The following is a 21677-nucleotide window of genomic DNA, read 5'->3' on the forward strand; positions in this document are numbered from 1 at the left end:
GCCATGCATCGCCGCCTGTTCCTGACGACGATTGGCGCAACCGCCGCCACGCCCGCATTTGCGCGGCAAACGCCGCCGCGCGACCCCAATCCGCAGATCGACTATCGCGGATTCGAGCGGCTGACCGGCAACGTCCGCCTCTTGCGCGCGGGGCGGCTCCTACCCTTTGCCCGCTTCCGGCAATTGGCCGCTTCCGGCGACACGCTCTTACTCGACGCCCGCTCGGAAACCGCGTTTCGGGAGGGGCATATCCGGGGCGCCACCAATCTGCCGCTGCCCGACTTCAACGCAGAGTCGCTGCACGCCATGATCGGTGCGCCGGAGCGGATGATCCTGATCTACTGCAACAATAATTTCTCGAACCACCAGCGCCCGGTGCCGGTCAAGGCCGCCCCGCTCGCGCTCAATATCCAGACGTTCATCAACCTGGTCGGTTATGGCTACACCAATGTCTGGGAACTGGCGGACGTGGTGGATTTCAACGATCCGAAGGTGGAGTGGGTGGCCGCCTGACACCCCCCCTTCGTCACCCCGGCCTTGTGCCGGGGTCCACCGGAAGGCGAGGCGCGAAGCAAGAGGCTATAGCGCCGGAAGCGCGGCGAAGTGGACCCCGGCACAGGACCGGGGTGACGTTTCGAATTATGATTCCGGCAGGCTACGCAACTACGCCGGACACTTCGCCCCGCTGTCGATCCACGCCTTGGTCAGCGCGCCGAACTCGGCCTGCGTCCCCGGCGCGGGCGTGCGCCCCGGCCCCGGGTTCCAGCCCCAGCCGACCAGCGTATCGCTCGCATTATGCTCATGAATCTGGGCCAGGGTCTTGCCGCCATTGCGCTTGCGATCCTTCAGTTGCTCGCAAATCTCGCGCAGCGACTTGCCCTCCCACGCCATCGACTTGGGGGCGAGGTGCCACAGCGGATGGCCCGGAATGCTGCCCTTGCCATCGGCGAAGGCGACGTTGCGCGGGCCGTGGCAGGTCGAGCATTCCATCCCGGCAATCCCCATGCCCTTCGGCCCGCGCTCGACCGGGGGCATGTGGAAGCGCATGTCGTCGCCCTGCAACGGGCTGTCGGTGCGCGGGTGACAGTTGATGCAGCGCGGGTGGGTCAGCACCTTGCCCATCTCGGTGAAGATCGCCGCCGATCGCACCGCCGGGTCGGAAATGGTCGCGAACGCCGCGACCGGCTTCAGCCCGACCGGCGCCGCCGACTGGCTCGAAGCGACGACCGCGGCGGGCAGCGCGACGGCGGCTAGGCCGAGCGCGATCAGGCCGTAACGTTGCACGCTCATGCATTGTCTCCATGCGCGAAGGGCAGGCGGCGCACCGCCTTGCCGGTCAGCTTGCGCCAGGCGTTGGCGACCGCCGGGGCGATCGGCGGCAGGCCGGGCTCGCCCACCCCGCTCGGCTTTTCGGTCGAGGGGATGATCGCCACCTCGACGTCCGGCATCTCCCCGATCCGCAGCGAGCGATAGCTGTCGAAATTGGTCTGCTGGACCACGCCGCCCTCACCCAGGGTCAGTTCGGCATAGAGTGCGTGACCCAGGCCATAGCCGATGCCACCCTCCATCTGCGCGCGGATGATGTCGGGGTTGATCGCGATGCCGCAATCGACCGCGCACCACACTTTGTGCACCTTGGGCAAACCGTCCGGCCCCTTCGAAACCTCGGCAACCTGCGCCACGAAGCTGTCGAAGCTTTCGTGCACCGCAATGCCCTTGGCCCGGCCCTTCTTCGCCGGCTTGCCGAACGCCGCCATCTCGGCGACCTTGGCCAGTACCGCCTTGGCGCGGTCATGCTTGAGCAGCTCCATCCGCCCCGCGACCAGATCCTTGCCGCCCAGTTCGAGCAGCTCGTCGATCATCGTTTCCTTGACGAACGCGGTGTGGGTGTGGCCGACCGATCGCCACCACAGCACCGGCACGCCGCCCTTCATCAGATGCTGGCCCAGCCGGAAATCGCCGATCTTGTACTGGTTGGTGTCGTTCGCGCCCTCGATCATGTTGCCGTCGATGCCGTCGCGGATGCCCATCGCCTCGAACGGCGTGTCCTTCATTATCGACTTGGCGGCGCACACCTGATCCCAGCCGCTGATCGCGCCGGTCGCGTCGACCCCCGCGCGCACGCGATGCACCGTCATCGGGCGGTAGAAGCCGCCGGTCAGGTCATTCTCGCGGCTCGCCACCACCTTGACCGGCGCGGCAAAGCGATAGGCGCGCGCGCACGCCGCTGCTTCGGTGCCGTCGAACATCACAGGCGTCGCGCGCCGGCCAAAGCTGCCCCCGGCATAATGCTGGACCAGCGCGCTCTTGTCGAACGGCACGCCCGCGACGCCGCACATCGCGCCCATTTCGCCGACCTGGAACTGGCTGCCGGCATGGACCGAGATCCCCTCGCCCTTCTTCTCGATGACATAGTCCATCGTTTCCATCGGCGCATGGGCGAGGAACGGGAAATAATAGGTCGCATCGATCGTCTTGGCCGCACGCGCAAGCGCAGCGGCGGCATCGCCCGCCGCCTCGACCTGCTTGCCCGGCGTGCGCGCGGCGGCGCTATATTCGGCGAGCATCTGGTCCGACGATCGCGTCTCCGCTTTCGCCATATCCCAGTCGACCTCGAGCGCCGCCGCGCCACGCTGCGCGGTCCAGGTGTCGCGGGCATAGACCGCCACCCCGCTCGGGATCGGCTTGACGTCGAGCACGCCGGGGATCGCGCGCGCGGCGGCGTCCTCGACCTTCTTGACCGTCGCGCCGAATGCGGGCGGACGGCGCACGGCAGCGTGCACCATGCCGGGCAGGCGCACGTCCTGCGTGAACATGGCCGATCCGTCGGTCTTGGCCTTGCTGTCGACCTTCGCCACATGCTTGCCGATATAGACATAGCGGTCCGGAGTCTTGGGCACCGGCTTTTGCGGGCCGGGCAGCTTTGCCGCATCCTCCACCAGCTCGCCAAAGCTTGCCTTGCGGTTGCCCGCGCTGACCACGCCCTGCGCGATGCTCACGGCACCCGGTTCAACGCCCCAGCGCTTCGCCGCCGCCTCGACCAGCATCGCGCGCGCCGCTGCGCCCGCCATCCGCATCTGGTCCCAGCTTTCGCGCATCGCGGTCGACCCGCCGACGCCCATCGTACCGAACATGAGATTCTTGTAGAGCGGGTCGTTGGCCGGGGCGAAAACGACGCTGACCTGGTCCCAGGCGGCGTCCAGCTCATCGGCGATGATCGTCGCGACGCCGGTCGCCGGCCCCTGGCCGAACTCGACATGCTTGGCGATGATCACGACCGAACTCGTATCGGCATGAATCCGCACAAACGCGTTGGGCATAAGCAAGGGCGTGGTTGCCGCGCGCGCGCCCTTAAGGGGCAGGTTGAACCCGATGGTAAGTGCGGCACTTCCGGTCAGGAAGGCGCGGCGGTTGGCAACGGCGTTCATGCCTTTGCTCCCTTCACGCCAGCCGCATCCTTGATCGCCTGCCGGATGCGGACATAGGTGGCGCAACGGCAGATATTGCCCGCCATCGCCGCGTCGATATCGGCATCGGTCGGCTTGGGCTTGGCGGTGAGCAGGCCGATCGCCGACATCACCTGCCCCGACTGACAGAAACCGCATTGCGGCACGTCGATCTGGACCCAGGCGGCCTTGACCGCATCGGCGACCTTGCCGCTCGCGCCCTCGATCGTCGTCACGCTCTTGCCCGCGACCATACCGACGGGGGTGACGCACGAGCGCCGGTTCTTGCCGTCGAGATGCACGGTGCACGCGCCGCACTGCGCGACGCCGCAGCCATATTTGGTGCCGGTGAGCCCGAGATGGTCGCGCAGGACCCAGAGCAGCGGCGTTTCCGGATCGCCGTCAAAGGTTTCGGATTTGCCGTTCAATTGGAAGGTGGTGGCCATGCGTGCGCCTCCTGTCTGACGCGCACGCTAAGCCACCACCGGCCATTCGCGAAGTGAAATTATTTCACTTACGCGCCGTTACTTTGCGACGAAGCGGACCGCCGCACCGCCGCCCGGACCCATCCAGATCGACAGATCGTCGCCAGCCTTCACCCGCTTCTTCTCGATCACGATCGCATGGCGCGTGTCGGTGCGGTAATCCGCCCCCGCGCCATCGCGATAGATCTGCGCCTCATAGGTCTTGCCGGGGTCGAGGAAGTCGAGCTTCACGCTCGTCGTCCGCGCCGTGCCGTCGGTGACCGCGCCCAGGAACCACTCGCCTGTCCCCTTGGCCTTGCGCACCACCGTGACATATTCGCCGACCTCACCGTTCAGCACGCGCGTGTCGGTCCAGTCGACCGCAACATCCTTGATGAACTGGAACGCGCCCGGATATTTCGCGTAATTCTCGGGCAGGTCGGCCGCCATCTGGATCGGCGAATAGAGCACGATGTACTGCGCCAGCTGCTTGGCCAGCGTCGACATGAACGGCGTCCCGCCCTTGCCCTCCAGGCTCAGAACGCCCGGCGTGAAGTCGAACGGCCCGGCCAGCATCCGCGTGAAGAACAGGTTCGCCTCATGTTCGGGCGGGTTCTTCGGCTCGCCCCACGCATTGTACTCCTGCCCGCGCGCGCCCTCACGGCTCACCCAGTTGGGATAGGTGCGGCGCAGGCCCGTATCCTTGATCGGCTCGTGCGGGTTGACCGCGACCTTATACTTGGCAGCGGTCTTGACGATGTTGAGATGGTGGCGCGACATATACTGCCCGTCATGCCATTCCTGCGTCATCCGGCCATCGGCCCAGACGCGGTCGATCTGCCCGGCATCGGTGACGTATCCGGTCTTCACCACCTCGATCCCGTTGGCGGCGGCATAGCGATAGGCGTCGTCGGACTGCGCCTCATATTGCCCCGCGCCACCGCCGGTTTCGTGATGGCCGACAATGTGCACGCCCTTCTTCTTTGCATAGGCCGACAGCGCCACCATATCGAACTGCGCCACCGGCTTGTCGAAGTCCCAGCCATCGCCATTGTCGAACCAGTTGCCGTCCCATCCGACATTCCACCCCTCGACCAGCACGCCGCGGAAGCCGTTCTGTGCCGCGAAGTCGATGTACCGCTTCACATTCTCCGTCTTCGCCCCCAGCCGCGCGCCGGTGCCCCAGGTCGCCGCATCGAGGTGCATTTCCCACCACACGCCGACATATTTGCTGGGCTTGAACCAGCTGACATCGCCCAGCTTGTTGGGTTCGTTGAGGTTGAGCTCGAGCTGCGACATGTAAAGCTTTGCCGCGCTGTCGGCGACGCGCAGCGTCCGCCATGGCGTGGTGAACGCGCCCTCACGCACGACCGCCGCGCCCTGTGACGATGGCGACAATTGTGCGCGGAAGCGCGTGCCCTCGACCCGGCGCAGCCACATCGCGGCATAGTCGACCAGTGCCGCCTCATGGAACGCGACATGCGTGCCATCGGCCAGCTTCATCGTCACCGGGGTATGCGCCTGAGTCATGCTGCTGACCGGCGTTTTGTTGTAGGGATACTCGTAGCGATTCCACTCGCCCGCAGGGGTCCACCAGGCCGTGCCGTCGCTCGCCAGCGCAAACTCGGTCAGTTCCTCGATGATCCGGGTCGGCTTGCCATCGCCGGGGGCGGGCAGCTCGTAGCGAAAGCCGAAGCCGTCATCGAAGACGCGGAACACGACATCCATCACCCGGCCGAGCGCGGTCGTTTCCTTCAGCCGCACGCGCAGCTGGGTATGGCGGTCGCGCACGCTCTGCCATTCGCCCCAGGGCTGTTCCCAGGTCGAATCCGCGCTGGATACCGTCTGGCTTTCGATCGCGAAGCCGCGTTCCAGCTTGGGCGCGTCGCCGAGCATGAAGCCCATGCGCGATTGCAGGATCAGCGGCTTACCGTTGCGCGTCACGCTGTAATAGGGGCGGCCGTCGCCATCGGTGGTGACGGTGACGCGGATGCTGCCATCGGGCGAAGCGGCGGTCGCGCCGCCCGCCTTTGCGGCCGTCGCTTGCGCGACATCCTGCGCCAGTGCCGGGCTGGCCAGCGCCAGCAACGGCAACGTCAACGCTGTCAGAGCCAAGGTTCCACGCATCTTACTCTCCTGTCGGCGACGCCCGATCGCGTCAGTCTGTGTGTTCGAGGACCAGTCCCGAATAGGCTGGCAGAGCGCCCGGGGTCGCGCCGTTGACGGCAGCGACCACGCGGAGCCGGTCCGAAGCCTCGGGATGCCACGCGCGCGCGACATTGCCCAGATTGAAAGCACAGGTCAGCCGCTGCCCCGACACTTCACGGGTAAACACCAGCAGCGCATCGTCGGCCTCGACCACCGCCATTGCCCCCTCACGCAGCGCCGGATTGGCCGCGCGCGTCGCGATCAGGCCGCGGGTGAGGTTGAGCAGCGATCCGTTCTCACTCGACTGACGATCGACCGCCAGCGCGGCATGATCGGCACCGACCGGCAACCACGGATCGCCCGCACCGAAACCCAGATTCTCCGCCTCGGCCTGCCACGGCATCGGCGTCCGCACCCCGTCGCGGCTGAGCGTGAGCGGCCAATTGGCGATCGCCTCCGGGTCCTGCAATTTGTCGAACGGGATCTCGACCTGGGTCAGCCCCAGTTCCTCCCCCTGGAACAGGATCGCGTTGCCGCGCAGGCACAGCAGCAACAGCATCTTCATCGCCGCGAACGCAGCTCGATGCTCGGGCTCGACCCAGCGCGACACGGCGCGCGGCGCATCGTGATTCTCGAACGCCCAGCTCGGCCAGCCGGTGCCGGGTTCGTCGGGCCAGGTCTCGACCGCCTTTTTCACAAGCGCCGGAGTCAGCTGCGGCGCATAGAGAAAATCGAAGCCATAGGCGCTGTTGAGCCGCGTGCTGCCGCGGGTAAAGGCGTGCATCTCCGCCTCGGGCGTCGGCCCGCCCACCTCGGCTACGGTGAATGCGCCGCCATGCGCATCGGTCAGCGCGCGGTGCCGCTCAAGGAAGCGGACGATATCCGGATGGCTCTGGTTATAGACATGGCTCTGGAAGTCGAACGGGCGCGTGCGCGGGCGACCGTCATCTGGCGCGGGTGGATTGTCGCGCAGCTGCGGGTCGTGCATCGCAAAGTTGATCGCATCGACGCGGAAGCCATCGACCCCGCGCTCCAGCCAGAATTGCGCCGCCGCCAGCGCCGCATCCTGCACCTGCGGATTATGCAGATTCAGGTCGGGCTGTTCGCTCAGGAAATTGTGCAGATAATATTGCCCGCGCCGCGCGTCCCAGGTCCAGGCCGGGCCACCGAACACCGACTGCCAGTTGGTCGGCGGCGATCCGTCCGCCTTGGCATCCGCCCAGACATACCAGTCGGCGCGCGGATTATCGCGGCTCGCCCGGCTTTCCTTGAACCATTCATGCTGGTCGGAGGTGTGCGAATAGACCTGATCGATAATGACCTTCAGCCCCAGCGCATGCGCGCGGGCGATCAGCGCGTCGAAATCGGCCAGCGTCCCGAAGATCGGATCGACGTCGCAGTAATCCGCAATGTCATAGCCAAAGTCGCGCATCGGCGAGGTGAAGAAGGGCGACAGCCAGATCGCATCGACCCCGAGGCTCGCGATATGATCGAGCCGCGCGGTGATGCCGGGCAGGTCGCCGATGCCGTCGCCGTTCGAATCGGCAAAGCTGCGCGGATAGATCTGGTAGATGACCGCGCCGCGCCACCAGTCCTGCTGCGGTTCCACGGCGATGGCGGGGGCAGCCTGGCTCACTTGGCACCTCCGGTCGCGGCGCAGGCGACATAGCCGAAGGCGGGCAATGTCACCGTGAGGCTGCCGGGCGCGGAGGCACTCGATGCGCAGCTGCCCACGATCGACGTGAACTGCGTCGAACCGACACCGATCTCGATCTGCCGCGTGATCGGCCTGTCGCTGGTGTTGAACGCGACGACGACCTCCGCACCCGTGGTCGGATCGAACCGCGACACCGCGAACAGACCGGGCATCTCGTCATAATTGCGCGTCACCTGCCGCCCACGGCTCAGCGCCGGGGTCGCCTTGCGCGCCGCCGACAGCTTGGCGATCTCGACATAGAGCGGGTGTGCCATGTCGAAATTGGAGTCCGCCGTGGTCCGCGTCGTGCCGATCAGCTTGTTGTCGTTGTACACCGCGACCTGGCTCGGGAACATGTTCTCGCGCGCGTCTTGATCGTTGCCGTCGCCGATGAACCCCTGCTCGTCACCCGAATAGACCGTCGGCACCCCGCGCAACAGCATCAGCATCGCATGGCCCAGCTTCACCCGCGCCAGCAGCTCGGCATCGTCCGCCTTGGGAAACGCCTTGCGCACATCGGTCGAAAAGCGGCCATGATCATGGTTGGAGATGAAGGTCGGCAGCTGCAGCGCGGTCGCCGCCCCGCCTTCGTACAGCGCGTCGCGATCGAACAGGGCGGCGAGCGTGTCGGTCCCCTTGCTTCCCGCCACCGTCGCCTGCACCGCCGCGCGGAATCCGAAATCGAGTACGCTAGGCAGCTGGTGCACGCGCGTGTGCAGTGCGAGGTCACCGGCATCGCCCTCGTTCGCCACTTCGCCGAAGATGTGGAAGTTCGGGATGCCCTTGGCCGCCGCGCGTTCCTGCATCGCCTTGGCGAACACCTGCCAGAATTCGGGGTTCACGTGCCGCGCGGTATCGATGCGGAATCCGTCGATGCCGAACTGGTCGATCCAACCGCCATAGATGTCGATGAAGCCCTGAACCACGCGCGGATTCTCGGTCATGAGATCGTCCAGCCCGACGAAATCGCCCATGGTCGAGCTTTCGTTGCGGAAGGTCGTATTGCCGCGATTATGGTAGAAGATCGGGTCGTTCAGCCAGGCGGGCACCTTCACCGACTTCTCGGCTTCGGGCACGAACGGGGTATAGGCGAAGTTCGGATCGGTCAGCTTGGCGAAATTCTCGGCCGTGCCGATGCCGTCACCGGCAAAGCCCGGATTGATGGCCTTGCCGGTGACGCCCCCTTTGCGCTGGTACGGATAGTCGGCGCGGCTGCGATAGGCGCACGCGCTGACCGGACACTCGCGATACTGGATCACATCCGCCGTGTGGTTCGTGATGATGTCGAGATAGACCTTGATCCCGCGCGCATGCGCCGCGTCGACGAACGCCTTCATCTCCGCATTCGTCCCGAAATGCGGGTCGACCTGGGTGAAGTCGGTGATCCAGTATCCGTGATAGCCGGCGCTTTCCTGCCCCGGACCGCCCTGAACGGGCTTGTTCTTGTAGATCGGCCCCAGCCAGATCGCGGTCGCGCCGAGCCCCTGGATGTAATCGAGCCGCGCGATCAGCCCCTTGAGGTCGCCGCCATGGAAGAACCCCTTGTGCGTGGGATCGAAGCCATGCGTCAGCCGGTCGCCGTTCAGGCCGCCCTTGTCGTTCGCGGCATCCCCGTTCTCGAACCGGTCGGGCAGCATGAAATACAGCACCTCCTGCTCCGCCGTCCGCTCGCGCAGCGATGGCTGCGGCGCAGGCGTCTGGGCCAGGGCGGGGCTGGCAAGCGCGGTGGCGAGGATCAGCGGCAACAGCTTCATGCGTGGGTCACTTCCTGGGGCTGGGTTTGCAAAGTCGCGACGAAGCGCGCGACGAATTCATCATGGGCGGGCATGCGCGCGGCATCGCGGGCAAAGGCGGTGGCGACGGTCGACAGGAACTGGTCGAGCTGCGCGTCGTCGAGCTGATCGGCGAGCGGGTGCCAGCGGTTCGGCACGATTCCCTGCCCCACCATCACCTGCAGCCAGCCGGGCACGTCGAACAATTCGTCATGCTCGCGCACGATCCGGCCGTCGCTGCGGAACATCGCGATGCGGTTCGCCAGCGGCTCGGGCAGTTCCATCGTGCGCAGCGCATCCCAGAACGGCTCGCCAGTCCGGCCATTGGCGGTGTAATGCAGGATCACGAAATCGCGGATACGCTCGATCTCGACATCCGCCATACGGTTGAACGCATCGCGGTCGGCGCTCGCCACCGGACCGCTCGGAAGAAAGTCGAGCAGCCGGTTGATGCCGGTCTGGATGAGGTGGATCGACGTCGACTCCAGCGGCTCGATAAAGCCGGATGACAACCCGATCGCCACGACATTGCGGTTCCAGAAGCGCTTCCGCTTGCCGGTGGTGAAACGCAGCATGCGCGGTTCGGCCAGCGCCTCGCCGTCCAGATTGGCCAGCAGCGTCGCGGTCGCCTCATCCTCGCTGACATGGCGCGAGCAGAAGACATGGCCGTTGCCGGTGCGATGCTGCAGCGGGATGCGCCACTGCCACCCGGCGGTGCGCGCGGTCGAGCGGGTATAGGGCGTCAGCGGGCGCACCCCGGCGCACGGCACCGCGACCGCGCGGTCGCACGGCAGCCAGTGGCTCCAGTCCTCGTACCCAGTCGCCAGCGCGCCCTCCATCAGCAGCCCGCGAAATCCGGTACAGTCGACGAACAATTCGCCGTCGATCCGCTCGCCGCCGTTCAAGGTCAGCGCAGCGACGTCGCCGCTCTCGCCATCGCGCTCGATGCTGCCAATTTTCCCCTCGACCCGCACCACCCCGCGCGCCTCGGCATAGCGGCGCAGGAAGGCGGCATAGAGCCCGGCGTCGAAATGATAGGCATAGGGCATCGGCGGCAGCGCGCTGTCCGGCGCCCGCTGCACATGCGCGAAGCGGTTGCCATAGGCGGCGACCGCGTTGAGCACATAGTCGCCAAGCGGCCCGGCCTTGCCCGCCGCACGACCGCGCAGCCAATAATGGTGAAAGGGCAACAGCCCCAATCCGCGCCCGACCAGCCCGAATGCGTGGATGTAGCGATCGTCCAACCCGCCCCATCCGGCGAATTCGATGCCGAGCTTGTAGGTCCCTTGGGTCTCGCGCAGGAACTGCGCCTCGTCGATCCCCAGCGCCTGATTGAAGTTGCGGATCATCGGGATCGTGGCTTCGCCCACCCCGATGGAGCCGATTTCTTCGGACTCGACCAGCGTGATCCGCCAGCCCTTGCCGCAGAAGCGCGCCAGCGCCGCTGCGGTCATCCAGCCGGCGGTTCCGCCGCCGGCGATGACGATGCTGCGCAACATTTCAGACATCGTATCGCCTTTCCCCCCGGCGGATGCACCGCCGGGGGATACACGGATCAGAACTTGTAGGTGAAGCCCGCCTGGAACCGGCGGCCGAAGCGCTGATAGTTCATCACTTCGAGCGGACGGCCCGGGTTGGTCGCCACGAACGGCTCGTCCGTCAGGTTCGACCCCTGCAGGAACAGCGACAGCCCTTCGAGCGCGCTGCCCGGCTGGAAGTCGTAGCCGATCTGCGCATCGACGATCGTTTCGTCCAGCGCACGGCGGCGAGTGCGCACCGCGCCAAGCCCCGAGAACTCACCCAGGAACGTCGAGCGATAGCGAACGCTGCCGCGGACGTTGAAGCCCCACTTCTCGAAATAGGCTGTGCCGTTGGCCACCCAGTCCGAATAGCCCGGGATGTTCTGGGTCGGCTGACCCGGTTCCGGACGGATTTCCGACTTGGTGTAGGACACGCCGCCCGTCACGCCGAAGCCCGACAGCGCCGAGGTAAAGGTTTCGAACGGGATCGTCCCCGCAAATTCGGCGCCATAGATCTTGCCGCCATCGCCGTTGAACGGCTGGCTGATGCGGCCCTGCGTGCTGACCGGCGGGGTCGGCTGGATCAGCGGGTAGCTCGAATAATCGAACGGACGCTCGGCGGTGTAGATGTAGTTGTGCAGCGTCTTGTGGAACAGCTGCAGCGCGACATAGCCGCTGCGGCCCCAATATTTCTCGAACGTCAGGTCGAACGCGGTGGCGCGATACGGACGCAGCGCGGGGTTGCCGCCGCTCCCGGTCACGATCCGCTCGGCGATGTTCGCGCCATAAGCGATGTTCACGCGCATATCGTCGAGACGCGGACGCTGAATCTCGCGTGCCGCGCCGAAGCGGACCACGAAATCGCTGTCGAAGCGGAGCGACAGGCTCATGCTCGGCAGCACGTCCCAGTAATCGGCGCCCAGCGTGCGCAGCTGCGGCCCGGTCGGGGTCTGGATATAGCCGGTCGAGTTCTGGTTGGTCGCCTGTGCCAGCACACCGACATTGCCGGTCAGCCGCGCGCCGCCCAATTCCGATTCGATGTTGAGCATCGCAAAGCTGCTCAGCACCTCTTCCTCGACGTTGAAGCTCTTGAACAGCACGTCCTGCGCCGTGTTGGCGACGCGGGTGTAGACGCCGCCATTCAGCAGATCGAGCGGGTTATAGCTCAGCATCGGGCCAAGGCCGAGATAGTCGAGATTGGTCGGGGTCAGACGGTACTGCGCGGGGACCTGAGCCTGCAGCGCGCCGCCGGCGAGCTGAAGGAAATACTCGTCCGGCACCAGCGACTTTTCGCGATCAATATAGTTGGCGCCCAGCTTCACGCTTTTGATGAAGTTGCCGTCGAACTCCTTCTCGATCTCGGCGAGATAGCTGAACAGCTCATCGTCGACGATACGGTCGTTGTAATAGCCATGCTGGCGGCCACCCGGCGCGCCACCGCCCCATCCGAGCGGGTCGGTCAGCACGATCAGCGTCGGATCGCTGTAATTCAGCGCATGCGCGGTGAAGAAGGTGCCCGTCTCGGTCGTGCGGAACGACAGGGTGTCCTGCGCCCCGACGCCACCGCCCGGACCGGTGCCGGCGTTCGATTCAAGGATCAGCTCGCGGCGATCGGTGCGCGACCAGCCGAAGTCGAAATTGACGTTCCAGCCGTCATCGCCCTCATGCTTGAGGTTGAGACCACCCGAATACAGGTCCGCCTGGCGCAGGTAATTGTGGTTGTTGACCACGCCCTCGACCCCCGTGAAGGTCCCGGCGGTGATCAGGCCATCGCGCGTTTCGCGCCCGGTCGGCGACAGCGTCGCGCCGCTCCATGCCAGTGGCAGTTCGATGCCGCGCTTGATCTGCGTATCGTCGAAGTTCGAGTAGAAGCCGTCGAGGGTCAGCATCCAGTTGCTGCCGAAATCGGCCTGGATCGTGCCCGAAATGCCCAGCCGCTTGAGCTGCGACGTGGTGACGAACGGCTTCACGCCGCCGACGAGGTTGGTGTTCGGCGCGACGGTGGCATAGCCCCAGGCTTCGAACTCTTCGATCTGGTACGGCTCATCGACATAGGATGCGGCGAGGGCGACGCCCAGGCGGTCGTCCATGAACTTGCCGACATAGGTCGCGTTGAGGCGATAGCCCCAGTCCTTCGACCCGCTGTTGAGCTTGCCCATGTCGGTGTAGATGCCGCGCGCGCCGACGGCGAAGACTTCCTTGCCATATTCGAGCGGGCGGATCGTGCGGATGTCGATCGTGCCGACCAGGCCCTGCGTCGGCAGCGCCGCGTTCGGCGTCTTGTAGACGTTGACGCCGTTGACGATTTCCGACGGATACTGGTCGAATTCGATGCCGCGATTGTCGTTGGTCGACGTCTGCGGGCGGCCGTTCAGCAACGTCGCCGAGAAATCCGGGCCGAAGCCGCGGATCGAAATGAACGAGCTGCGGCCCGAAATACGCTGCGACGTCAGGCCGGGCAGGCGCGCGATCGATTCAGCGATCGATGCGTCGGGCAGCTTGCCGATATCCTCGGCCGACACCGACTCGACGATCTGATCGGAATCCTTCTTGGTCGAAACCGCGCTCTCGAGTGCAGCGCGGAAGCCGGTCACGACCACCTCCTCGGCTTCGGGCGCCGGCTCCGCCGTGTCCTGCGCATAAGCCGGCATCGCCAGCCCGGCGAACAGCATCGCGGCGGCGATCGCCGATCCGCTCGCTCCGGTGGAAAGTCGTGCAGCCGTACGGCGGCCAAGCATCTGACGCATTATGTCCTCCCCTATGCCGGCCCCCTAATCTGGCCGGGGCGCACCGTTGCGGCGCGTTGTGCATAATATTCAGGGCAACCCGCCCGGAGCGCCAGCGAACGGCATACGTATTCACGGTCAAGCCCATGCTGCGTGTCCGTTGCGCAACATTGACGCCGCCCGGAAAGGCGCTCAACGTCACCGGGTCAAGCAGGGGGCACATCTGCAGGCATTTAGGGGAAGTGGGCCATTGGCCATGCAACGCAAGCCGACATCGTTCGACATCGCGCATCTTGCCGGCGTGTCACAGCCGACGGTGTCGCGCGCGCTGCGTGGCGGACGCGGCGTCAACGAAGCGACGCGCATGCGGATCGAGGCAATCGCCCGCCGGCTCAACTATCGCGTCGACAAGGCCGCATCCAATTTGCGCAGCCGCCATGCCGAAACGCTCGCCGTGCTGATCTTTCAGGACGAGAGTGCCGACGACAGCGCGATCAACCCCTTCTTCCTCTCGATGCTCGGCTCGATCATGCGTGCCTGCGCCGACCATGGCCAGGACATGCTGGTGTCGTTCCAGCAATTGGGCAGCGACTGGCACCAGGATTATGAGGATTCGCGCCGCGCCGACGGGCTGATCCTGCTCGGCTATGGCGACTATGAACTCTATCGCGCGAAGATCAGCGAGCTGATCGCGCAGAATACGCATTTCGTCCGCTGGGGATCGGTCGAGGCCGAGGGCGCGGGCCTGACCGTCGGGTGCGACAATCACGGTGGTGGGCGTGCGGCGACCCGGCACCTGATCGCGCTTGGCCGCAAGCGGATCGCCTTTCTCGGCCATGCGTCGAGCCATTATCCGGAATTCCACGACCGCTATCGCGGCCATGTCGCGGCGCTGAAGGATGCCGGACTTGCCGCCAATCCAGCGCTGCAGATCGACGCCCTCACATCGGAGGAGGCTGGCGCTGCCGCCGCCGAGGCGCTGATCGAACGCGGCGCGCCGTTCGACGCGATCCTCGCCGCGAGCGACCTGATCGCGATCGGCGCCATGCGCGCACTCGCCGCGCGGGGCCTACGCGTGCCGGAGGATGTCGCCGTGGTCGGCTTCGACGATATCGCTGCGGCAAGCTTCACCAACCCGCCGCTCACCACCGTGATGCAGGACACCCGCGCCGCCGGGAGGATGCTGGTCGAAACCCTGCTCGGTCGGATCCGTGAGGAGCGCGTCCACGACGTCCTGCTGCCCGCCAAACTCGTCGTCCGCCGCTCCTGCGGCGCACCCGCCTGATCGACCTCAAGGACTCATGATGGAAAAACCGCGCCAAGGCTTTTGGGGCCTGTGGAATATCTCGTTCGGATTCTTCGGCATCCAAATCGGCTTTGCGCTGCAGAATGCGAATATGAGCCGCATCTTCCAGTCGCTCGGCACGAGCATCGACGATCTGCCCGCCTTGTGGATCGCCGCCCCGCTGACCGGCCTGCTGGTGCAGCCGGTGATCGGGCATATGAGCGACCGGACCTGGCTCGGTCGGCTGGGACGCCGCCGCCCCTATTTCCTTGCCGGTGCGATCCTGGCCGCCTTGTCGCTTTTCGTGATGCCGCTCGCCCCGGTGCTGCTGGTCGCAGCGGTGATGCTGTGGGTGCTCGATGCCTCGCTCAACATCTCGATGGAGCCGTTCCGCGCCTTCGTCGGCGACATGCTGCGCAAGGATCAGCACAGCGCTGGTTACGCGGTGCAGACCGCATTCATCGGCGCGGGCGCGGTCGTCGGATCGATCTTCCCATGGGGCCTTGAGCATCTCGGTGTCTCCAACGAAGCGCCGCTGGGCAGCATCCCCGATACCGTCCGCTACGCCTTCTGGTTCGGCGGCGCGGCCCTGTTCCTGGCGGTGTTGTGGACGATCCTGACCACTCGCGAATACAGCCCCGAACAGCTCGCCGCGTTCGAAGGCGCGCGCGCGCAGGCGGCGGAAGACAGCGTGCGTGTGCTCGCGGCGCGCAGCCCCCTCGCCAGCCTTGCCTGGATCGGCGCCGGCGCACTGGTCGCGGCGGCGGTCGGCTGGTTCGATCTCGAGAAAGAAGTCTACCTGCTCGGCGGGCTGCTCGCCGGTTACGGCATCGCCAGCCTAATCGCCGTCCAGCTCGCCAAGGCAGGGCGCGGCACCAGCATGCTCGCCAGCATCGTCGGCGACTTCGCCGGCATGCCCCCGATCATGAAGCGACTGGCCGTGGTGCAGTTCTTCAGCTGGTCGGCGCTGTTCATCATGTGGATCAACACGACGCCAGTCGTGGCGCAGGTGTTTTTCGGCGCGCCGGACGCGGCCGACCAGCGCTATCAGGAGGGCGCAAACTGGGTCGGCGTGCTGTTCACCGTCTATAACGGCGTCGCCGCGATCGCCGCGCTGACGCTGCTCCCGCTGCTCGCCTCGCGCTTGGGCAAGGTGCGCACGCACATCATCGGCCTGCTCTGCGGCGCGGCGGGGTTCGCCAGCTTCTTCCTGATCACCGATCCCAACTGGCTGATCGTCAGCGAAATCGGCATCGGCATCGCCTGGGCGTCGATCCTCGCCATGCCCTATGCGATCCTCGCGTCGAACCTCCCCCAGGCCAAACTTGGCATCTTCATGGGGCTGTTCAACGTCTTCGTCGTCGTCCCCCAGCTTCTGGTCGCGACCGTGATGGGGTCGATCATGAAGGCGTTCTTCCCCGATCAGCCGATCTGGACGATGGCGTTTGCGGCGGGGACGCTGGTGCTGGCGGCAATCGCAATGGCGCGGGTGAAAGAAGGCTGATCCAATCTCCCCTTCCGCAAGCCGGACGGGGACTAAAGCGCCGCGAAATCGATCGCCCCGTGCCGGTCGAGCGTGCGCGAGCGATCCTCCATCGGGTATTTCAGCCCGGTCGCGCAGTTGAACAGCACCGCCGTCTCGTCCGGCGAAACGCGGCCATCGGCCACCGCCGCGCGCCACGCCGCCAGCGTCGCGCCGCCCTCGGGGCACAGCAGCAGCCCGTCGAGCCGCGCGGCATCCTCGACCGCCTCCAGGATCGCGGCGTCGCTGACGGCCATCGCAAAGCCGTTCGACTCGCGTACCGCGTCGAGGATCAGGAAATCCCCCACCGCCTGCGGGACGCGGATGCCCGCCGCGACGGTATGGGAATCTTCCCACCGCGTCGCATGGCGCTCGCCCGCTTCCCAGGCCCGCACCATCGGCGCGCAGCCCTCGGCCTGCACCGCCACCATGCGCGGACGCTTGTTGCCGATCCAGCCCAGCGCCTCCAGCTCTGCAAATGCCTTCCACATGCCGATCAGCCCGGTCCCGCCCCCGGTCGGGTAGAAGATCACGTCGGGCAACTCCCAGCCCAGCTGTTCGGCCAGCTCCAGTCCCATCGTCTTCTTGCCCTCGATCCGGTACGGCTCCTTCAGCGTCGACAGGTCGAACCAGCCATTGGCCTCCTTCCCCGCCGCAACCAGCTTGCCGCAATCGTCGATCAGGCCGTTGACGCGATAGACACGCGCGCCCTGCGCCGCGATCTCGCGCACATTGATCTCGGGCGTGTCATCTGGGCAGAAGATCACCGCCTCGATCCCCGCCTGCGCGGCATAGGCCGCTGCCGCCGCACCGGCATTGCCATTGGTCGGCATCGCGATGGTGGAGACGCCCAGCTCCTTGGCCATGCTGATCGCCATCACCAGCCCGCGTGCCTTGAACGATCCTGTAGGCAGGCGCCCCTCGTCCTTGACCAGCAGATTGGCGGCGCCCGCCCCCGCGCCGATCTTGCGCAGCGGCACGACAGGCGTCGTGATCTCGCCCAGGCTCACGATATTCTTGGTCTGCCGCACCGGCAGCAATTCGCGATAGCGCCACAGATCCGCCGGACGCTGCGCCAGATCGGCGGGGGTGACCGCGGCCCGCACCCCGTCCAGATCGTAGCGAACCAGCAGCGGTCGCCCGACGCGCGACAGTCCGTGCAGCGTGTCGGCGTCGTACCGCTCGCCCGTCATCCCGCATTCCAGATGCGTGACGAATGTCGGGCGATCATCGGTGACATTGGCGTTGTAGAGCATCGGCGAGGCTTAGACCGGCGAGCGCCGCTAGTCGATCCGCTCGGCGCGCCATCCTGATCCGATGATCCGGCGATCGCCCACGGTGCCGCGATAGACGATGCCGTTTGCCGAAAAGCTGAGTGCGGCGCCAACCAGTTGCGGCGCGCGCACGGCGCTCCCGTCCAATGTTCCGGAGACGCGGCTATAGCGCTGATCGATCACCAGCCGCGCCAGCGTTCCATCGTCACGGAACAGCTGCCATTCCCCGCCGGCAATTGCCGGGATCGTCCAGCGAAAGACCCGCTTGTCCGCGATCTCGCGAAATTCGTCATGCGGCCAATCGCCCATGTCGAACGCATGGCTGACCACCCTTGCACCGGCCTTCATCTCGTTGAGAAGTTTGGGCTTCAGACGCTCATTCAGGGCAGGCAGCAGATAGAGCGTGACCACATCGGCGTCGCGTACCGACACGGTGAACAGATCATCTCGGACGAATCGCGCGCGCTCCTGCAGCGATTCCAGTCGCGTCAGCGACCGCGCACGCGCAACCAGGTCGCTGTCGATCTCGACGCCGAGCGCATTTGCCCCCCGCCGTGCCGCCGCGCGCGGGATCCGCCCGTCTCCGGAGCCGAGGTCGATCAGATATTCGCCTGGCTCGAGGGCCGCCATGTCGAGCATCCCTTCGACCACCGCGGCGGGCGTTGGCACATAGGGAACGTCCTTCACGCTTCGCGCAGCCGCCGGACCAGCAATCAGGCCGACGGATCCGATCATGAGGTGACGGCGCGAAAGATGGGATGTCATATGTGCAGGGTGGCGCAGCGCGCGATACGGCACAACCGTCGCGCGGCCGGTTGATCTGCGCTGGGCGCGAGAAAGCTGCCTGGAGGCGGGGATGTTGGGATTGGATGGTTGCGGGGGTTGGATTTGAACCAACGACCTTCAGGTTATGAGCCTGACGAGCTACCGGGCTGCTCCACCCCGCGCCATCGGTGGGGCAAGGATCGCGCGAAGCGATGGGCCCCGAAAAGCAAAACGCGCCGCGCCGGTTAGCGCGACGCGTGCTGCGTTTCTGACAATGTGAATGGGTTTTTCCTGATTACACCGGCTTCAATGCCTGGCGACGACCTACTCTTCCAGTGCTTGAGCAATAGTACCATCGGCGCAGTCAGGTTTCACGGCCGAGTTCGGGATGGGATCGGGTGGGTCACTGACGCTATGGTCACCAAGCAATGAAGCAGGTGTAATCGGGTTTCAAATCGATGCGTGCACCAAGGCTCGAGGTTCACAACCTCAATGCAGCCAAAGCTGTCATTGATGGTGGGACTCATCAAGCGCGAATAGGACAATTAGTACTGGTTAGCTCCACACGTTACCGCGCTTCCACATCCAGTCTATCAAGGTGGTGGTCTACCACCGTCCTAAGAAATCTTATCTTGAGGGAGGCTTCCCGCTTAGATGCTTTCAGCGGTTATCCCGTCCATACATAGCTACCCAGCTGCGCTCCTGGCGGAACGACTGGTACACCAGAGGTATGTTCAACCCGGTCCTCTCGTACTAGGGTCAACTCCTCTCAAATTTCGACGCCCACGGCAGATAGGGACCAAACTGTCTCGCGACGTTCTGAACCCAGCTCACGTACCACTTTAATTGGCGAACAGCCAAACCCTTGGGACCTGCTCCAGCCCCAGGATGTGATGAGCCGACATCGAGGTGCCAAACGATTCCGTCGATATGAGCTCTTGGGAATCATCAGCCTGTTATCCCCGGCGTACCTTTTATCCGTTGAGCGATGGCCCTTCCACGAGGGACCACCGGATCACTATGACCGACTTTCGTCTCTGCTCGACTCGTCAGTCTCGCAGTCAGGCTGGCTTATGCCATTGCACTCTAACGGTCGGTTTCCAACCGACCTGAGCCAACCTTCGCACGCCTCCGTTACTCTTTAGGAGGCGACCGCCCCAGTCAAACTACCCGCCACAGAGGGTCCCTGTTCCGGATAACGGAACGAGGTTAGACATCAGAAATCAACAGGGTGGTATTTCACCGTAGGCTCCACACCAGCTGGCGCCAGTGCTTCAAAGCCTCCCACCTATGCTACACAATTAATTCCTAATGCCACTCTGAAGCTGCAGTAAAGGTGCACGGGGTCTTTCCGTCTAACCGCGGGTACTCCGCATCTTCACGGAGAATTCAATTTCGCTGAGCATGTCCTGGAGACAGTGGGGAAGTCGTTACGCCATTCGTGCAGGTCGGAACTTACCCGACAAGGAATTTCGCTACCTTAGGACCGTTATAGTTACGGCCGCCGTTTACCTGGGCTTCGTTTCGGAGCTTGCACCCCTCCACTTAACCTTCAGGCACCGGGCAGGCGTCAGGCCCTATACGTCGTCTTGAAGCCGACTTAGCAGAGCCCTGTGTTTTTGCTAAACAGTCGCTACCCCCTGGCCTGTGCCCCCTCAATCTGCTTGCGCAAAATGAGGGCCTCCTTCTTCCGAAGGTACGGAGGCAATTTGCCGAGTTCCTTCAGGACACTTCTCTCAAGCGCCTTGGTATACTCTACCTGACCACCTGTGTCGGTTTCGGGTACGGTCTATACGGTGGAGCTATTTCCTGGGACTTCGTCGAAGCACGTTCAATCCGATAAGAACGTACAACACAAGAAATCCGTCACTACCACCAGGCCCACGAATATTAACGTGGTTCCCATCGACTACCCCCTTCGGGCTCGTCTTAGGGGCCGGCTCACCCTGCTCAGATTAGCTTTAAGCAGGAACCCTTGGTCTTTCGGCGAGAGGGCATCTCACCCTCTTTATCGCTACTCATGTCTGCATTCGCACTTCCGATATCTCCACCGTCGGTTACCCTTCGGCTTCACAGACTTACGGAACGCTCCGCTACCGCGTGGATAAATCCACACCCTAAGCTTCGGTGCATCACTTTAGCCCCGTTACATTTTCGCCGCAGGAACCCTTGTTTAGACCAGTGAGCTGTTACGCTTTCTTTAAAGGATGGCTGCTTCTAAGCCAACCTCCTGGCTGTTTTGGGATTCCCACATGCTTTCCCACTTAGTGATGACTTGGGGACCTTAGCTGTAGGTCAGGGCTGTTTCCCTTTTGACGACGGACCTTAGCACCCGCCGTCTGTCTCCTGGATAGTACTCCTAGGTATTCGGAGTTTGGTTAGTATTGGTACAGCTCGCGCCGCCCGCAACCATCCAGTGCTCTACCCCCTAGGGTATTCGTCCAAGGCTCTACCTCAATAGATTTCGCGGAGAACCAGCTATTTCCCGGCTTGATTGGCCTTTCACCCCTAAACACAACTCATCCGATAATTTTTCAACATTAAACGGTTCGGTCCTCCAGTGAGTGTTACCCCACCTTCAACCTGGTCATGCCTAGATCGCCGGGTTTCGGGTCTAATGCATCAAACTCAATCGCCCTATTCAGACTCGCTTTCGCTGCGCCTACACCTATCGGCTTAAGCTTGCTTGATACACTAAGTCACAGACCCATTATGCAAGAGGTACGCGGTCACACCATAAAGATGCTCCCACTGCTTGTAGGCGTTCGGTTTCAGGTACTGTTTCACTCCCCTCATCGGGGTGCTTTTCACCTTTCCCTCACGGTACTAGTTCGCTATCGGTCATGTACGAGTATTTAGGCTTGGAGGGTGGTCCCCCCATGTTCAGACAGGGTTTCACGTGCCCCGCCCTACTCGAGTCCTTCATCATCACTTTCGCATACGGGACTGTCACCCGCTATGGTCAGCCTTTCCAGACTGTTCTGCTAGTTGAAATGAAGGCACTGGCCTGGTCCGCGTTCGCTCGCCACTACTAACGGAATCTCGGTTGATGTCTTTTC

The 21677-nt window shown here is 64.4% G+C and carries 13 protein-coding genes, 1 tRNA gene and 2 rRNA genes (1 of these 16 cut by a window edge); 3 read left to right on the forward strand and 13 right to left on the reverse strand.

Annotated features, from left to right (window positions below):
• The first annotated feature begins 3 nt into the window (after nucleotides 1-3).
• Entirely contained in the window at nucleotides 4-513 is a 510-nt protein-coding gene (locus ACO05N_RS02870; protein ID WP_422055695.1) for a rhodanese-like domain-containing protein, read from the forward strand.
• A 150-nt stretch (nucleotides 514-663) separates the two neighbouring features.
• Here the strand turns inward: ACO05N_RS02870 and ACO05N_RS02875 are convergent, their stop codons facing one another.
• From ACO05N_RS02875 to ACO05N_RS02910, 8 genes are all read right to left on the reverse strand, one after another.
• Entirely contained in the window at nucleotides 664-1290 is a 627-nt protein-coding gene (locus ACO05N_RS02875; RefSeq protein WP_300500475.1) for an Isoquinoline 1-oxidoreductase subunit, read from the reverse strand.
• Nucleotides 1287-3428, reverse strand: coding sequence for a molybdopterin cofactor-binding domain-containing protein (locus ACO05N_RS02880; protein WP_422055697.1), 2142 nt, complete (start codon nucleotides 3426-3428; stop codon nucleotides 1287-1289). The genes ACO05N_RS02875 and ACO05N_RS02880 overlap by 4 nt, the downstream gene beginning before the upstream one ends.
• On the reverse strand, nucleotides 3425-3892 hold the full coding sequence (locus tag ACO05N_RS02885; protein ID WP_422055698.1) for a (2Fe-2S)-binding protein: 468 nt from the start codon (nucleotides 3890-3892) through the stop codon (nucleotides 3425-3427). The genes ACO05N_RS02880 and ACO05N_RS02885 overlap by 4 nt, the downstream gene beginning before the upstream one ends.
• A 78-nt stretch (nucleotides 3893-3970) precedes the next feature.
• Nucleotides 3971-6037: a glycoside hydrolase family 97 protein gene (locus ACO05N_RS02890; protein ID WP_422055699.1), complete on the reverse strand. Its 2067-nt coding sequence runs from the start codon at nucleotides 6035-6037 to the stop codon at nucleotides 3971-3973.
• Between the two features lie 31 nt (nucleotides 6038-6068).
• Entirely contained in the window at nucleotides 6069-7694 is a 1626-nt protein-coding gene (locus tag ACO05N_RS02895; protein ID WP_422055700.1) for an alpha-amylase family glycosyl hydrolase, read from the reverse strand.
• Nucleotides 7691-9508 (reverse strand): alpha-amylase family glycosyl hydrolase, encoded by a 1818-nt coding sequence (locus ACO05N_RS02900; protein WP_422055701.1) that lies wholly within the window; start codon nucleotides 9506-9508, stop codon nucleotides 7691-7693. The genes ACO05N_RS02895 and ACO05N_RS02900 overlap by 4 nt, the downstream gene beginning before the upstream one ends.
• Nucleotides 9505-11034 (reverse strand): tryptophan halogenase family protein, encoded by a 1530-nt coding sequence (locus tag ACO05N_RS02905; RefSeq protein ID WP_422055702.1) that lies wholly within the window; start codon nucleotides 11032-11034, stop codon nucleotides 9505-9507. Before ACO05N_RS02905 ends, ACO05N_RS02900 begins: the two co-directional genes overlap by 4 nt.
• A 47-nt stretch (nucleotides 11035-11081) precedes the next feature.
• A complete protein-coding gene (locus ACO05N_RS02910; RefSeq protein ID WP_422055703.1) occupies nucleotides 11082-13793 on the reverse strand; it encodes a TonB-dependent receptor in 2712 nt (903 codons plus the stop codon).
• 229 nt (nucleotides 13794-14022) lie between these two features.
• On the opposite strand from ACO05N_RS02910, the gene ACO05N_RS02915 reads away from it, so the two are divergent.
• Both ACO05N_RS02915 and ACO05N_RS02920 read left to right on the forward strand, forming a co-directional pair.
• Complete coding sequence (locus tag ACO05N_RS02915) at nucleotides 14023-15057, forward strand: LacI family DNA-binding transcriptional regulator (protein ID WP_422055704.1); 1035 nt, start codon at nucleotides 14023-14025, stop codon at nucleotides 15055-15057.
• A 19-nt stretch (nucleotides 15058-15076) separates the two neighbouring features.
• Complete coding sequence (locus ACO05N_RS02920) at nucleotides 15077-16561, forward strand: MFS transporter (protein WP_422055705.1); 1485 nt, start codon at nucleotides 15077-15079, stop codon at nucleotides 16559-16561.
• Nucleotides 16562-16593: 32 nt separating this feature from the next.
• On the opposite strand, the gene ACO05N_RS02925 is transcribed toward ACO05N_RS02920, so the two are convergent.
• The 5 genes from ACO05N_RS02925 to ACO05N_RS02945 form a co-directional block, all read right to left on the reverse strand.
• Nucleotides 16594-17835 carry a threonine synthase gene (locus tag ACO05N_RS02925; protein WP_422055706.1) on the reverse strand — a complete coding sequence of 414 codons (1242 nt, stop codon included), beginning with the start codon at nucleotides 17833-17835 and terminating at the stop codon, nucleotides 16594-16596.
• A 27-nt stretch (nucleotides 17836-17862) separates the two neighbouring features.
• Entirely contained in the window at nucleotides 17863-18588 is a 726-nt protein-coding gene (locus ACO05N_RS02930; protein ID WP_422055707.1) for a methyltransferase domain-containing protein, read from the reverse strand.
• Between the two features lie 135 nt (nucleotides 18589-18723).
• Nucleotides 18724-18800 (reverse strand) — tRNA-Met (locus tag ACO05N_RS02935).
• 129 nt (nucleotides 18801-18929) lie between these two features.
• Nucleotides 18930-19044, reverse strand: a 5S ribosomal RNA gene (rrf, locus tag ACO05N_RS02940).
• Nucleotides 19045-19143: 99 nt separating this feature from the next.
• Nucleotides 19144-21677 (reverse strand): 23S ribosomal RNA (locus ACO05N_RS02945); it runs 256 nt beyond the window's last position.

Source organism: Sphingomonas sp. (assembly GCF_965227385.1).
Lineage (GTDB): Bacteria > Pseudomonadota > Alphaproteobacteria > Sphingomonadales > Sphingomonadaceae > Sphingomonas.

What these genes read in the sequence shown, in the direction of transcription:
- ACO05N_RS02870 (WP_422055695.1), top strand. Translation starts at nt 4, where the DNA reads ATGCATCGCCGCCTGTTCCTGACGACGATTGGCGCAACCGCCGCCACG.
- ACO05N_RS02875 (WP_300500475.1), bottom strand. Translation starts at nt 1,290, where the DNA reads ATGAGCGTGCAACGTTACGGCCTGATCGCGCTCGGCCTAGCCGCCGTC.
- ACO05N_RS02880 (WP_422055697.1), bottom strand. Translation starts at nt 3,428, where the DNA reads ATGAACGCCGTTGCCAACCGCCGCGCCTTCCTGACCGGAAGTGCCGCA.
- ACO05N_RS02885 (WP_422055698.1), bottom strand. Translation starts at nt 3,892, where the DNA reads ATGGCCACCACCTTCCAATTGAACGGCAAATCCGAAACCTTTGACGGC.
- ACO05N_RS02890 (WP_422055699.1), bottom strand. Translation starts at nt 6,037, where the DNA reads ATGCGTGGAACCTTGGCTCTGACAGCGTTGACGTTGCCGTTGCTGGCG.
- ACO05N_RS02900 (WP_422055701.1), bottom strand. Translation starts at nt 9,508, where the DNA reads ATGAAGCTGTTGCCGCTGATCCTCGCCACCGCGCTTGCCAGCCCCGCC.
- ACO05N_RS02905 (WP_422055702.1), bottom strand. Translation starts at nt 11,034, where the DNA reads ATGTCTGAAATGTTGCGCAGCATCGTCATCGCCGGCGGCGGAACCGCC.
- ACO05N_RS02910 (WP_422055703.1), bottom strand. Translation starts at nt 13,793, where the DNA reads ATGCGTCAGATGCTTGGCCGCCGTACGGCTGCACGACTTTCCACCGGA.
- ACO05N_RS02920 (WP_422055705.1), top strand. Translation starts at nt 15,077, where the DNA reads ATGGAAAAACCGCGCCAAGGCTTTTGGGGCCTGTGGAATATCTCGTTC.
- ACO05N_RS02925 (WP_422055706.1), bottom strand. Translation starts at nt 17,835, where the DNA reads ATGCTCTACAACGCCAATGTCACCGATGATCGCCCGACATTCGTCACG.
- ACO05N_RS02930 (WP_422055707.1), bottom strand. Translation starts at nt 18,588, where the DNA reads ATGATCGGATCCGTCGGCCTGATTGCTGGTCCGGCGGCTGCGCGAAGC.